At 67.7% G+C, this 13,842-nt stretch carries 10 protein-coding genes; 5 read left to right on the top strand and 5 right to left on the bottom strand.

Annotated elements, in window-relative coordinates; all coding sequences use genetic code 11:
• The first annotated feature begins 122 nt into the window (after window positions 1–122).
• Window positions 123–896 carry a 4,5-DOPA dioxygenase extradiol gene (gene ygiD / locus RMO97_RS01825; RefSeq protein WP_310538850.1) on the top strand — a complete coding sequence of 258 codons (774 nt, stop codon included), beginning with the start codon at window positions 123–125 and terminating at the stop codon, window positions 894–896.
• On the opposite strand, the gene RMO97_RS01820 is transcribed toward ygiD, so the two are convergent.
• Both RMO97_RS01820 and ettA read right to left on the bottom strand, forming a co-directional pair.
• Complete coding sequence (locus RMO97_RS01820) at window positions 893–3,376, bottom strand: calcium-binding protein (RefSeq protein ID WP_310538849.1); 2,484 nt, start codon at window positions 3,374–3,376, stop codon at window positions 893–895. The two genes, ygiD and RMO97_RS01820, sit on opposite strands and share 4 nt — an antisense overlap.
• Window positions 3,377–3,465: 89 nt before the next feature.
• A complete protein-coding gene (gene ettA, locus RMO97_RS01815; protein WP_304778960.1) occupies window positions 3,466–5,133 on the bottom strand; it encodes an energy-dependent translational throttle protein EttA in 1,668 nt (555 codons plus the stop codon).
• A 263-nt stretch (window positions 5,134–5,396) separates the two neighbouring features.
• Between ettA and RMO97_RS01810 the strand changes: the two genes are divergently transcribed.
• Both RMO97_RS01810 and RMO97_RS01805 read left to right on the top strand, forming a co-directional pair.
• On the top strand, window positions 5,397–5,579 hold the full coding sequence (locus RMO97_RS01810) for a CsbD family protein (protein ID WP_310538848.1): 183 nt from the start codon (window positions 5,397–5,399) through the stop codon (window positions 5,577–5,579).
• Window positions 5,580–5,749: 170 nt separating this feature from the next.
• Window positions 5,750–6,475, top strand: a complete 726-nt coding sequence (locus RMO97_RS01805) for an amidase family protein (protein WP_310538847.1) — start codon at window positions 5,750–5,752, stop codon at window positions 6,473–6,475.
• A 65-nt stretch (window positions 6,476–6,540) separates the two neighbouring features.
• On the opposite strand, the gene RMO97_RS01800 is transcribed toward RMO97_RS01805, so the two are convergent.
• On the bottom strand, window positions 6,541–8,010 hold the full coding sequence (locus tag RMO97_RS01800; protein WP_310538846.1) for a hypothetical protein: 1,470 nt from the start codon (window positions 8,008–8,010) through the stop codon (window positions 6,541–6,543).
• Entirely contained in the window at window positions 8,007–9,470 is a 1,464-nt protein-coding gene (locus RMO97_RS01795; protein WP_310538845.1) for a tetratricopeptide repeat protein, read from the bottom strand. Before RMO97_RS01795 ends, RMO97_RS01800 begins: the two co-directional genes overlap by 4 nt.
• Before the next feature lie 298 nt (window positions 9,471–9,768).
• Between RMO97_RS01795 and RMO97_RS01790 the strand changes: the two genes are divergently transcribed.
• Together RMO97_RS01790 and RMO97_RS01785 are read left to right on the top strand one after the other, a co-directional pair.
• A complete protein-coding gene (locus RMO97_RS01790) occupies window positions 9,769–11,460 on the top strand; it encodes a VWA domain-containing protein (RefSeq protein WP_310538844.1) in 1,692 nt (563 codons plus the stop codon).
• Between the two features lie 101 nt (window positions 11,461–11,561).
• Entirely contained in the window at window positions 11,562–12,782 is a 1,221-nt protein-coding gene (locus tag RMO97_RS01785) for a glycosyltransferase (RefSeq protein WP_310538843.1), read from the top strand.
• On the opposite strand, the gene RMO97_RS01780 is transcribed toward RMO97_RS01785, so the two are convergent.
• Window positions 12,779–13,842: acyl-CoA dehydrogenase family protein (locus tag RMO97_RS01780; protein WP_310538842.1), on the bottom strand; the 1,064-nt coding region annotated here is incomplete at its 5' end. The two genes, RMO97_RS01785 and RMO97_RS01780, sit on opposite strands and share 4 nt — an antisense overlap.

Here is a 13,842-nt window from a genome sequence, read left to right as displayed (position 1 = left end):
GCTCCTCGATGGAGGCGGCGGCCACCTCCGAGGCCCTGGCCGCCCTGACCGTTTCACTCCGAGCGACGCAGCGTTTCAGGACCGGCTCTTGGCGTGACCTTCGCTGTCGCCATATGGAGGAGATGAACACCTCCTCCCGCATGCCCGTGGTCTTCGTCGGCCACGGCACACCGATGAACGCCCTCGGCGGCCCCAACGCCCAGGTCTGGCGCGACGTGGCCGCCGGTCTGCCGCGTCCCAAGGCGATCCTGGCGATTTCCGCCCACTGGGGTCTGAACGAGACGGCGGTGACCGCCATGGCTGCGCCCAGGACCATCCACGACTTCGGCGGCTTCCCGCAGGCCCTGTTCGACATGCGATATCCCGCGGCGGGCGACGCCGGCCTGGCCGTCCGCGTCGCTGAGCTGCTGGCGCCCCTGGCTGTGCGCGCCGACCACGACTGGGGCCTGGACCACGGGACATGGTCGGTGCTGGCCCACATGTACCCAGACGCCGACGTCCCCGTCGTGCAACTGGCCATGGACCTCAGCCAGCCGATGGCCGCCCACTACGATATCGGCAAGCGCCTAGCGCCTCTGCGCGACGAAGGGATGCTGATCCTCGGCTCCGGCGACGTGGTCCATAACCTGCGCGCCGCCGTGCGCGCGGAGAACGCTGCGCCCCTGGCCTGGGCCCAGCACTTCCACGAGGCGGTGCGCGACCGTCTGACCGCCGGCGACCACGCCGCCCTCATCGACCCCGGCGGCCTGGGCCCAGAAGCCGGCATGGCCGTCGACGAGCACTACCTGCCCCTGCTCTACGTCCTGGGAGCGAGCGAGCCTGGCGAGGCGGTCAGCCTGTTCAACGACCACATCCACCTGGGCGCGATCAGCATGCTGGGCGCCAGGATCGGCTAGAGCGGGCTGATCCAGCCTGGCGGCAGGCTGGAACTCGTAACCCCCACCAGCACCATCCGGTCGCCGCCACCCAGATCCACTACCGTGTCCGACCCGATCTGGGATACCGTATAGGTCCCATAGTCGATCACCACCCGGTCGCCCTGGGCGTGGTTGAAGTCGGTCACCCGATCGAGACCGCCGCCGGTGAAGATGTGGAAGATATCGGCCCCTGCGCCGCCGGTCACCGTATCATCGCCCCGGTCGCCCCAGAGCCAGTCGTCGCCGGCCCCTCCGTCGAGACTGTCGTTCCCCTGGCCGCCCCGCACCCAGTCGAAGCCATCGCCGCCAGTCAGAGTGTCGTTCCCGAGGTTGCCGTAGACGATGTCGCCGCCGGCGTCGCCGTAGAGCAGATCGTCGTCCTTGCCGCCCACGACCCAGTCGTCGCCCTCGTTTCCATGGGCCGTGTCATTGCCCATGTTGCCGTTGATGTCGTCGAAATCGGAGCCGCCGGACAGGGAGTCGCCGCCCTCATCGCCCCGAAGGTAGTTGTCGCCGGTGCCGCCGAGGACCGTGTCGTCCCCCGCCGCGCCAAACACCTGATCCCGCCCGCCGCCGCCTGACAGTCGATTGTTGGAGGCGTCGCCGGTGATCGTGTCGGCATAGGCGCTGCCCTCAACGTTCTCGATGTTCCTCACTGTGTCCGTCGACTGGCCATCTCGTGAGGTTCCGGCTGCGAGATCGACCAGCTTTCCAACCTTGAGGTTCCCCCGCTGCCCACTGCTGGCAAGGTCAAGGGTGTCGAGACCAGCCCCGCCATCGAGGGTGTCTGCGCCGTCCTCCCCCTCCAACGTATCTTCACCATCGGCTCCGGTGATGGAGTCGGCTCCAAATCCACCCAGCGGATGATTGCCGCCCGAGTCGCCCACCAACGTGTCGGCCAAAGTCCCGGCCGCGGCGTCCTCAATGTTGGCTAGGGTGATAGACTTGGTATTCCCATTCTCCTGCCATTCTGCGCGGTCTGTCGTCAGATCGACGAAGACTGGACCGCGACCAATGATCGCGCGGTCGCGGCCGGCGCCACCATCCAACACATCTCCAGCCTCGCTGCCCCAGAGCAAGTCGTCACCATCACCCCCCATTAGGGTGTCCAGGCCCCAGCCCCCGTAAAGCGTGTCATCACCGCCTGCGCCCGACAGACTGTCGTCGCCGTCTCTCCCGTCCAGATAGTTGTTGGCTCCGGAGCCGATCAGGGTGTCACTGAAATTCCCGCTTTGAATTCTCTCGACGGATACGAACGTATCCTTGCCGTTTCCGGCACCGATGCTCTGAACACCTGTCAAGCTGAGATCGACGTAGATGCCCGAGCCAGTCAGACCACCGTTGTACGCGTTGACGAACATGTCGTCGCCCTCGCCGCCGTCGAAGAAATCGTCGCCAGCGCCGCCCTCGAACCCGTCATTGCCGGCTCCGCCACGGAATGAGTCGTCGCCCTCGTATCCGGTAACGTAATCATGGCCGCTACCGCCGAGCACACTGTCATTTCCGGCTCCGCCGTTGACGAAGTCCCCGCCCGCCCCTGCGACGACGGTGTCGTCACCCTCTTCGGCGAAGTAGCTGTTATGACCTTCTCCGCCGACCAGCGAGTCATTGCCCGCCCCGCCAAAGAATTCCTCGTCGGCCGCGCCCCCCGAAAGCGTGTCTGCAAAGGCTGACCCCCGCACCGCCTGAAGGTTGATGAGGCGGTCAACGCCCTGGCCTCCTCCAACCGCCTGAGGGCCGGTGGTGCTGAGGTCGACGCGCACGCCGCCGGAGGCCTCAGAGTAGCTGGCCGTGTCGCGGAATTGGCCTGCGCCCAGGATCAGGTCGTTGCCCGATCCACCTTCCATTTCGTCTCTGCCGGAGCCGCTGGCTGTGAGCGTATCGTCGCCGCCGTCTCCGAAGAGGAAGGTAGTGTAGGCGGTATAGTCGTCTTTTGTGACACCAGACATCAACAGGTCCGCGTCAGCCCCGCCCCGGATGGTGTCGCCGCCGCCGGCGCGGGCGCCGTCGCCATCCACAGTGTCAGCGCCCGCGCCACCAAGGATCGAGTCGGCGCCGTCGCTGCCAAGGATGCTGTCATTGCCTTCGCCACCATCTCCGACGCCCTTCCAACGCATGTAGAGGATGTCGGCGCCGGCGCCGCCCGCAAGGGTGTCGAGGTCGAATCCGAAAAGGCTGTCGGCGCCGTCACCCCCGTCGAGGTACTGCGAGGAGTTCCCGCTGACCAGTGTGTCCTGACCGGCGTCGCCAAAGGCTTGCGGACGGTTGCCGCCACCGCTGCGAATCCAATCGTCGCCGGCGTCGCCATGCAGGATATCGTTTCCCCACAGCCCGCCACCGTCGATGGTGTCGTTGCCGGCGCCGGCGTAAACGACGTCGATCCAGGACGTGCCAATGATGCTGTCGGCGCCCGTCGTGCCATAGGTTGGCTCGCTCGATGTCACCTGGATCGTCGCCATAAGCCCCCGCAAGCTCCACTTTGGGAAGCTATCGCACAGCCCTAGCTTGTATTCCCGCTCCAGATCAAGGAAGCGGGCCCAACCTTCCCCTACCGCGCGAACTTCTGGAACTTCAGGCGGTGGGGGATGAGGCTGTCGGCGCCCAGGCGGCGCTTCTTGTCCTCTTCATAGGCCTCGAAGTTGCCCTCGAACCATTCCACGTGGCTGTCGCCCTCGAAGGCCAGGATGTGGGTGGCCAGGCGGTCCAGGAACCAGCGGTCGTGGGAGATGATCACGGCGCAGCCGGCGAACTCCTCCAGGGCCTCCTCGAGGTTCTGCAGGGTCTCGATGTCCAGGTCGTTGGTGGGCTCATCGAGCAGGATCAGGTTTCCGCCGGTGGTCAGGGTCTTGGCCAGGTGGACGCGGTTGCGTTCCCCGCCCGAGAGCTGGCCGACCTTCTTCTGCTGGTCGCCGCCGCGGAAGTTGAACGAGCCGACATAGGAGCGGGTGTTGATCTCCCGCTTGCCCACAGCCAGCACGTCGAGGCCGCCGGAGATCTCCTGCCAGACGGTCTTGGTGGGGTCGAGTGCGTCGCGGCTCTGGTCCACATAGGCCAGCTTCACGGTCTCGCCGACCCGGAACGTCCCGGCGTCCGGGGTTTCCTGGCCGGTGATCAGTTTGAACAGGGTCGACTTGCCGGCCCCGTTCGGCCCGATCACGCCGACGATGCCGTTGGGCGGCAGCTTGAAGGTCAGGTCCTTGAACAGCACCTTGTCGCCATAGGCCTTCTCCAGGTTCTCGACCTCGAGAACCACATTGCCCAGGCGCGGGCCGGGCGGGATCTGGATGGTGGCGGTGGTCTGAGCCAGGCGGGAGGTCTCCTGCTCGCGGACCATCTCGTCATAGGCGGCCAGGCGGGCCTTCGACTTGGCCTGGCGCGCCTTGGCCCCCGAGCGCACCCATTCCAGTTCGCGGGTCATGGCGCGCTGGCGAGCCTCGGACTCCGACTGCTCCTGTACAATCCGCTTGGTCTTCTGCTCCAGCCAGCCGGAATAGTTGCCCTCGTAGGGCAGGCCCTTGCCGCGGTCGAGTTCCAGGGTCCACTTGGTCACCTGGTCCAGGAAGTAGCGGTCGTGGGTCACCAGGATGACGCAACCCGGGAAGGCTTCGAGGTGGTGCTGCAGCCAGGCCACTGACTCGGCGTCCAGGTGGTTGGTGGGCTCGTCCAGCAGCAGCATGTCGGGCTTGCTGAGCAGCAGGCGAGCCAACGCGATGCGGCGCTTCTCACCGCCCGAGAGGTTGTCCACCGACCAATCGTTGGGCGGGCAGCGCAGGGCGTCGGCGGCCATCTCGATCTTTGAGTCGATGTCCCAGATGTCGGCGGCGTCGATCTTCTCCTGGAGGGCGGTCATCTCCTCCATGAGCTCGTCGGTGTAGTCCTCGCCCAGTTTGGCGGCGACCTCGTTATAGCGGTCAAAGATCTTCTTCTCTTCGCACCACGAGATGATGTTGCCCCAGACATTGAGCTGCTCGTCGAGGTGGGGCTCCTGCTCGAGGTAGCCCATCTTGACGCCGTCGGCGGCCTTGGCCTCGCCGTTGAACTCCTTGTCCACCCCGGCGATGATCTTCAGCAGGGTCGACTTGCCCGAGCCGTTGACCCCGACCACGCCGATCTTGGCGTCGGAGTAGAACGACAGCCAGATGTTCTCGAACACCTTCTTGCCGCCTGGGAAGGCCTTGGTCAGGCCCTGCATCTGATAAATGTACTGCTGCGCCATGGGGCGTCCGCGCTCGCTCTTCGAAAGAGGGGAATTCGGGTGCGGAGATAGCGCTCGGGGACGTCTTGCGCAACGTCGGCGCGTCGGAACGCGGGAAAGTGGCGACATCGGCGTGGCTCATCTTGGCGCCGCGGCCGGATAGGCGGCCGGAGGACCGCGGGCCACGCGCAGCTGCGGCGCTGACGGGAACAATTTCCCGTTCCCATGCGTAGAGACGGCGACGGGCGCTCTCCCGCCCCGCCGCATTCAGCCAGGAGACCACCATGCACAAGGACATCGCCAAGGGCGCCGCCAAGGACGCCTCCGGTTCGATCAAGGAAGCCGCCGGCAAGCTGACCGGCAACGAACGCCTGGAGGCAGAGGGCGTCGGCGAGCGCGCCGCCGGCAAGCTTCAGAAGGGCGTCGGCAACCTCAAGGACGCCGCCCGCGACGTCTTGAAGAAATAGGCCGACAACCCAACTCAGGGACAGGTTTCGCTCCCCCCTCCCCCCGGGATCGGCGGAACCGCGGGCAGGGCCGCGTTCGATGAGAGCGCGGCCCTCGTCATGTCTGGCCAACCGCCAACCGGCGCCCTCCAATGCGGCGAAGGCGAGGGTGACCGGACTTGGGCCAGGCCATGGCCAAGGGAGCCGCCACCTCCGAGAGCCTGACCAGGGCCTACCTCGCTCGCATCGCCGACCTCGACCGCAAGGGCCCCAGGCTCAACAGCGTCATCGCCCTTAAGCCTCACGCCCTGGGCCGCTCACCGCAGACCGACGCGGTGTTTGAGCAGGCGCTCTCCGCCCTGAAGGCGGCCGGGGCGGTGCTGGTGGATGTCACGCCCCCCGATGGCAAGGTGATCGACGACCTTGAGGATCTGGTGCTGAGGTTTGAGTTCAACGCGCGCGTGAACGCCTACCTCGCCTCCACCGCGCACGCCCAGGTCAAGACCCGCACCCTGGCCGAGCTGATCGCCTTCAATGCCGCCGAGCCTCGCGAAACCGAGCTGTTCGGCCAGGAGATCTTCCTGGAGGCCCAGGCCTCGCCAGATCTGGACGACCCCGCCTATCTGAAGGCCAGGGCGGACGCCAAGCGGCTGGCTGGTCCGGAGGGCATCGATAAGCTGCTGCGCGACGCCAAGGTCGAGGTGCTGGTGGCGGAAAGCGGCGGACCCGCCTCGGTGGTGGACCGGATCAACGGGGGCCGGTGGCTAGGCTCACCCTCCACGCTGCCGGCCGTGGCGGGCTATCCGCACCTCACCGGGCCAATGGGCTTTGTCGAGGGCCTGCCGGTGGGGCCTTCCTTCATCGGCACCGCCTGGTCAGAGGTCCGGCTGCTCTCCCTCGGTTACGCCTTTGAATAGGTGACGATGGCGCGGCGCGCGCCCAGCCTCCTCGCCACGGTCAACGGCTCACCGGCCTTCGATCTTCAGTAGCCTGGCCCACCCATCAGCGGTGGCGCGTTCGAGTACCCGCCCGAGGGATAGGACGGGGGCGGAGACGGCGGGCGGCCGAACCTGGACCTGCGCGGCGGCGGCGGCGGCGGCCGGGCGGTTGGAGCGCCATCGCGGGCGTAGCCGCGCTCGTAGCCGTCGATCTCCCAGCCATAGCGCCCCGAGGCGTCGAAGCCGCTCTCGTCGGTGATCGCCCTGGGCGCCTCGGTCAGCGGCCGACAATAGGCCCCGGGGGGCATGCGGTAGTCGCAACCCTGCGGGGAATAGACATAGCTCGGCTCGGTGATGGGCTCGACGCCGCGCTCATAGTTCACCCCGGCGCCAATGAAGCGATTGCCTCCCACCTCCGGGCGTCCGCCCGCGAAGTAGGCGCCATACTCATCGGCGGCGATGGCGTTCTGGCGCACGCGCACCCTGCCATAGTCCGACAGCACGCCGCGGCGCACGCGAATGATGCGGTTGCGGGTCAGCTCAACCTCGGCGCCGCGGTCGACATAGACCCCCGTGATCCAGTTGCGGATGACGCTGTTGGCGATCAGCAAGCTGCCGGCGCCGCTGCGCTGGTCACGCACCGTGATGGCCGTCGAGCCTGGCAGGCCGGGTCCTGGCGAGGTCACCCCCACCTGCACCAGCCGGCTCTGTCCAGGGGCGGGTGTGATGTCCAGGCCGCGCACGTCGGCGCTGATCTTGGACTGCAGGATGTCCACCGCCGCGCCGTCGGCGAGGATAGCCGCGTCATTGGTCCGCGCTTCGACGACGCTGTTGCGCATGATCAGGCTGCCGCCCTGGACGAAGATCGCCGAGGCATCACCCTGATAGCGGAGCGACGAGCGGATCAGGGCCACGTCGGCGTCCTGCGCCTCAATGCAGGCGCTGCGGCCACCCTGGTTGGCCTCGATGACCAGGTCGCGGATCTCCACGCCCTTCACGCCGGGTGCGATCCGGATGCAGGGGGCGCCATCGGGCGGGCTCAGCTTGGCGACGCCGGAGCCGACATTGCCGAAGGCGGGCGGCCCCTCCCCGGCGATGATCACCGGGTGGTCGATCTCCAGGGTCTCGCGGCAGACGCCCCCACGCGAGCGGATGTAGAGCACGCCGTTGTCGGCGAGGTTGTAGATGGCGTCGGCCAACTGCGAGCCGCCGCGGCTGTCGGAGCAGTCGACGGTGATGGAGTCCAGATAGAGCGGTCGACGGCCGCCGCCGGCGCCAGGATAGCCGGAGCCATGGCCGTAGCCGTGGCCGCCATGGCCGCGCCGAGGCTTCCAGGCGCTGGGGCGGTAGGTGTGGCGCAGGGGCGGCGCCAGCAGGATGCCGAAGTTCGGCCGGATCTGCTGATCGATCTTGGCGTCCGGCATGGCCTGGGCCTCGCCAGCCACTCCCAGGCAGAGGACGCAGGCTGCGGCGGCGCCAAGGCCCGCCAGGCGGCGAAGGGCGTTTGCGATCACCGATAGTTTCCTTCTGTGGGACGGCGCGGCGTGCGCGCCACCTGGGCCAGCACCTCGCGGAGGCGCTGCGCCGACGGCTTGAAGCCCGCGAGGGCGGCGTCGATCTGGTAGGAGACGGCCGCGGCCTTGTCCTGATCGGCCACGCCAGAGACCCCCAGCGAGAAATAGGTCGACATGGCGTACTTGGCCTCGGCGCTGCCCTGCCTGTCAGCCTCCGCGAACCAGTGGAAGGCGCGCGCATAGTCCCGCGCCACCCCCACCCCCTCGGCGTACATAACCGCCAGGGCCAGCTGTGACCGGGGCGAGCCATTCACCGCCGCGTACTGGATGGCGCGCACCTTTTCCAGCGGGGTGAACACCCCCGTGGTGGGACGGCCCAGCATGGCCTGGAAGGTCTGGACATCGCCGGGCGAGAGCTGGTTCAGCGACCCGACCGGTTGCGGGATCACCCGCAGATAGGCCAGGGCCGCCCCGACGTGCTGGAAAGGCAATTCATCGATACGCGCCAGGGCTACGCCTTCGGCTTCGCCCAGGTTGGCCACTTCGTCGGAATGCGGCACGCCGCTGTCGGGCGCCTGGGGCGGATAGAATTCGTAGGGGGGCACCCAGCGCCGCGCCTTGGCCTCGGCGTCGGACCCCAGGGACGCGCGCTCGGCCGAAGACCTCTCGAAGTCCTTCAGCATCACATAGCCCGCGACGTCGCCATCCTGGGCGGCCAGGTAGTTGTACAGATAGACATCGACGTCGTTGCGGGTGAACAGGGTCGCGGCGGCCGGCGGCTTGACCTGGTGCAGGTCGCGGGCGTCCACCGGCGAGCCCTCGGACGGATCGCCGAACGGACCAAAGGCTTCGTCGTGCAGGCGCGCCAGGGTGCGGAAGCCCGCGGCGCCCTGGCTGGAGAGCACATAGATCACTCGGTCACGCACCTGCTGGCGCTCGTCGGAACTCATGCGGTCGAGCATGCGGTCGAGGGCTAGATAGGCGCCCCGGCGTTCCGCCGCGCGACAGTCGTTGAGCTTGTTGCCAGCCCCGCCCCGGCTGCCCTTCTTGGGACCGACGCCGGCGATGATCGGCGCGTAGCCGTCGGGGTTGGACAGCGCCATCTCGTACCAGACGGCGGACTCCACCGGATCGGCCAGGTTCTTCTCCTGGGCGTCACGGCCGGAATAGCGCCGGGCCAGGTCGATCTGGGCGAAGAAATCCCCCTGGAATCCCTGGCGCCGAAGGGCGCGGATCTCTTGTTCCTGGGCGTTGAATTGCGGCTGCACGCCGATCGCCGCCTGGGGACGCGGGCAGGCTGGCCCACCCACGGCGTAGCCGCCGCTTCGGCCGCCGCCGCCAGCACTGTCCTTGGGCTGGCAGCCGCCGCTGAGCGGAATGATGGCGGCCAGGACCGCTAGAGTCAGGCCTACACGGGCGACGCGACGCATGCCGAGGGCTGCTTCATGGAAATTGGCCATGCGCTCCCCATTACGCGTTAACCATAGTTGAGCTGTTTACTAGCGTCCTGCCCCAGCCCTCTGTCAAGCCTGGGACGGTGACGTTTCAAACTGTTAAGACTCGCCTGAATGGCGAGTGAACAACGCCGCCGCCGGCAGGCCGTCAGTTCGTCGCGTTTTCGCCTCAGATGGCGCGCCAAGCTGCGCCTTGAGGGACTTATTCGGAGCGCTGAGAACGATGGCCGCTGCACGGAACTTAAGTCGCGTCTCGCTTTGCTTGCTTACAGTTGTGGCATCTGGCGCGGCGCCCGCCGCTCCGATGGCCGGCCCGGCGATTCGAGATGGGGCGGCGACCCCCGCCGCCTGCGAAGCGCTGGGCTTCCCCAAGGCCGATGATCGGCGCGACTCCTACAGCCGGCGTGGCCGCATCGGCGGCGGCGCGATGTACGCGCCCTCGATGGCCATGGCGCCGCCCCCGCCACCGCCGCCGCCCTCGCCCTATCCGGCCGCCAGGGCGGCTCCGATGCAGGAGATACTGGCCACCGGCGGCTATCGCCCCGGTCCCATGCCTGGCGAGATTAACACCGAACGCTACCCCAATGCCCAGGCCAACCCGATCAAGCAGACGGCCCAGGAGCCAGTCTCCACCTTCTCGGTGGATGTGGACACCGCCGCCTACGCCAATGTCCGTCGCTTCCTGAATGACGGCCAGAGCCCGCCTCGCGACGCGGTGCGGGTCGAGGAACTCATCAACTATTTCGACTACGGCTACGCACAGCCCACCGACGCCCAGGTCCCGTTCAAACCCTTCGTGGCGGTGACCCCGTCCCCCTGGGCGGCCGAACGCCAGATCGTCCACATCGGCCTGCAGGGCTACGACATCCCTCGCGCCCAGGAGCCGCCGCTCAACCTGGTGTTCCTGATCGACACCTCCGGCTCGATGTCGGCCGAGAACAAGCTGCCCCTGGCGCGGAAGGCCCTGAACCTACTGGTGGACCAGCTCCGGCCCCAGGACCGTGTCTCCATGGTGGCCTACGCCGGCTCGGCGGGGGCTGTGCTGGCCCCGACCAGCGGACGCGAGAAACTGAAGATGCGCTGCGCGCTCGGCGCCCTGGAGTCCGGCGGTTCCACCGCCGGTGGGCAGGGCCTGGCCCTGGCCTATGACCTGGCGGTGCAGAACTTCGACGCCAGGGCGGTCAACCGCGTGATTCTGATGACCGACGGCGACTTCAATGTCGGCGTCGCCGACCCCGCCAAGCTCACCGACTTCGTCGCCGCTAAACGCCAAACCGGCGTCTACCTCTCGGTCTACGGCCTGGGCGAGGGCAACTACAACGACGCCCTGATGCAGGCCCTGGCCCAGAACGGCAATGGGACCGCCGGCTACATCGACACCCTGAACGAGGCGCGCAAGAGTTTCCGCGACGACTTCTCCGGCTCGCTGTTCCCCATCGCCGACGACGTGAAGATCCAGGTCGAGTTCAACCCCCGGGCGGTCAGCGAGTACCGGTTGATCGGCTACGAGACCCGGCTGCTGAACCGCGAGGACTTCAACAATGACCGGGTGGACGCCGGCGAGGTCGGTTCCGGGACCTCGGTCACCGCCCTCTATGAGGTGACTCCGGCCGGGGCGCAGCCTTCCAGCGACCCCCTTCGCTACGGCGTCCCGGAGCCTCGCGCCGCGGCCGGTGGCGAGATCGCCTTCCTGAAGGTCCGCTACAAGCTGCCGGGCGGTCAGGCCTCCAGGCTGATCGAACGGCCGATCGGCGCCGGCGACACCTATGGCCGGGTTGTCGACGCGCCCGAGGCGACCCGCTGGGCGCTCGCCGTCGCCGGCTTTGGCCAGAAGCTGCGCGGCGATCCCTGGTTGTCGCCGGACTTCGGCTGGAAGGCGGTGGGCGACCTGGCCCAGACGGCCCGCGGGTCCGACCCCTACGGCCTTAGAGCGGAGTTCGTGCAATTGGCGCGCGCCGCCGGCGCGACAAAAACCGTCAACGAATCGGGAAACTAAGACCGACGTACCGAGTTCGTCGTTCGTCACTGGCGCGGCCGCAACAAATGGTCGCGCCGTTCGTTGACTGAAGAGACCCACCTCAAGACAAGGGCGCTCGCTTGTACGACGTCACTGCGCCAGACCAGGACAACCTGATCCGCCTGGACCCTTCCGAGGCGCCTTATTTCGGCGCGCCTGGCCGAGTGGGCTTCCACCTGATCGACACCACCATGATGTACGCGCCGCGCTCGGGCGGTGTGAAGCGGTACCTGGGCGCCAAGCAGGCATGGCTCGCCAAACGCCGTCCGGACATCCGTCATACCCTGGTGACACCGGGCGCAACGACCGGATTGGCCGAACCTGGCGTGGTCACGGTCGCCGCCGCGCGCCTTCCCTTCGGCGACGGCTATCGCATGCCGGCCAGCACGGCGAAGTGGGAGACGGTTCTGCGGATGCTGGCGCCCGACATCATCGAGGCCGGCGACATCTTTGTGCCCGGTCATGCGGCCCTCGACGCTGGCGAGGCGCTGGGCGTCCCGGTCGTGGGCTTCTGCCACACAGACGCCGCGGCGCTCGCCGCCCTGCACTTTGGGGAATGGGCCCAGGCCCCGGCGATGAAGCGCTGGGCCGACATCTATCATCGCTTCGACCGCGTGGTGGCCCCCAGCCGCCACATGGCCCTGCGTCTGGCCGAGGCCGGCGTGGAAAAGGTGAGCGTCCAGATGCTTGGCGTGGACACTGAGCTCTTCCACCCTCGGAGAGCCGATCCCGGCGGCTTGCGCAAACGCCTGGGCTTGCCCTGGGACGCCCGTATCCTGGTCTTCGCCGGTCGGCCCGCGCGGGAGAAGAACATCGACTCCATCGTCTGCGCCATCGAGCGCCTGGGCGAGCCTTACCACCTAGTCCTCGTGGGCGCGGGCAAGGACATGCGCATCGCGCCCAGGGTCATCAGCCTGGACTACGAGTCGGACCCGGTCACCCTGGCCAGCCTGATCGCCAGTTGCGACGCCTGCGTGCACGCCAACGAGAATGAGCCCTTCGGCCTGGTGATCCTGGAGGCCCTGGCCGCCGGCCTGCCGGTGGTGGGCCCCTCGCGCGGAGGCGTCTCCGAGCTGATCGACAACGATGTCGGCCAACTCGCCCACGACGTCGATCCCGGCGGCCTCGCCGACGCCATCGAAGCCCTGTTCGCCCGCGACCTGGGCGCGCTATCGGCCGCCGCCCGCGCCCGTGCAGAGCTGCGCCATAGCTGGGAGCGGACCTTCGAAGGTCTCACCCGGCTCTACGGCGAACTGGTGATGAACTCGGCGGCGCCGCAACCCCTCGCCTGGCGCGCTTAACGCCCGGTCGGCATGTCCTTGAACGGGACGTCCTTGTCGACCCGAATGTCCCCCGGCAGGCCCAGCACGCGCTCGGCGATGATGTTGCGCAGGATCTCATCGGTGCCGCCCGCGATGCGCAGGCCCGGCCCGAACATCAGGGAGAAATGGAAGGCGCCGTTCAGCGAGGCCAGGTCTGGATCATCAATAATGCCGAACTGATCCAGCATCTCGATGGCTGTGTTGCCGAGCTCCTGCATCTGCACCGCCGAGATGATCTTGCCGATCGAACTCTCCGGCCCCGGTGTCTGACCGCGCGAAAGCGCGGTCATGGTTCGGTTGCGGGTGTGTTTCAGGCCCTCGGCCTGAACGTACCAGTCCGCCAGCTTCTCCCGCAGCGCCCCGTCCTGCAGGGCCGAGCCGCCATCAAGGCCGGGCGTATTGCGCGCCGCCTCCATGAATTGTTGCCACCCGGCTCCGGTCTGACCGCCCACCGCCAGCCGCTCGTTCATCAGGGTCACCAGGCTGACCTTCCAGCCCTCGTCGACGGCCCCCAGCCGCTGGCTGTCCTTGACCCGGACGTCGGTGAAGAACACCTCATTGAATCCCGACCCGCCCGACATCTGGTGGATGGGCTTCACCTCGACGCCGGGGTCCTTCATGTCGATCCAGAACATGGTCAGGCCCTTGTGCTTGGGCTTGTCCGGGCTGGTCCGGGTGATGACGATCCCGAAGTCCGAGAACTGGGCGCCGGTCGTCCACACCTTCTGGCCCGAGATGATCCAGTCGCCGGAGCCGTCCGGGGCGCGCTCCGCCTTGGTCCGCGAGGCTGCGACGTCCGAGCCGCCGGAGGGTTCCGAGAACAGCTGGCTCCAGATCTCCTCGCCCCGCAGGGCGGGGCCGACAAAGCGCCTCTTGGTCTCCTCGTCGGCGAAAGTCATCACCGTGGGGACGCACATCCCCAGGCCGATCTGGAACGGATTGCCGGGGATCGGGTGCCTGGCCTCCTCCTGGCTGAAGATGACGTTCTGCACCGGGGTTCCACCCTGCCCGCCCCACTCCTTGGGCCAGGTGATGCAGG

The organism is Phenylobacterium sp., assembly GCF_031425575.1.
GTDB lineage: Bacteria > Pseudomonadota > Alphaproteobacteria > Caulobacterales > Caulobacteraceae > Phenylobacterium.
This window is presented reverse-complemented; position numbering and strand designations above follow the sequence as displayed.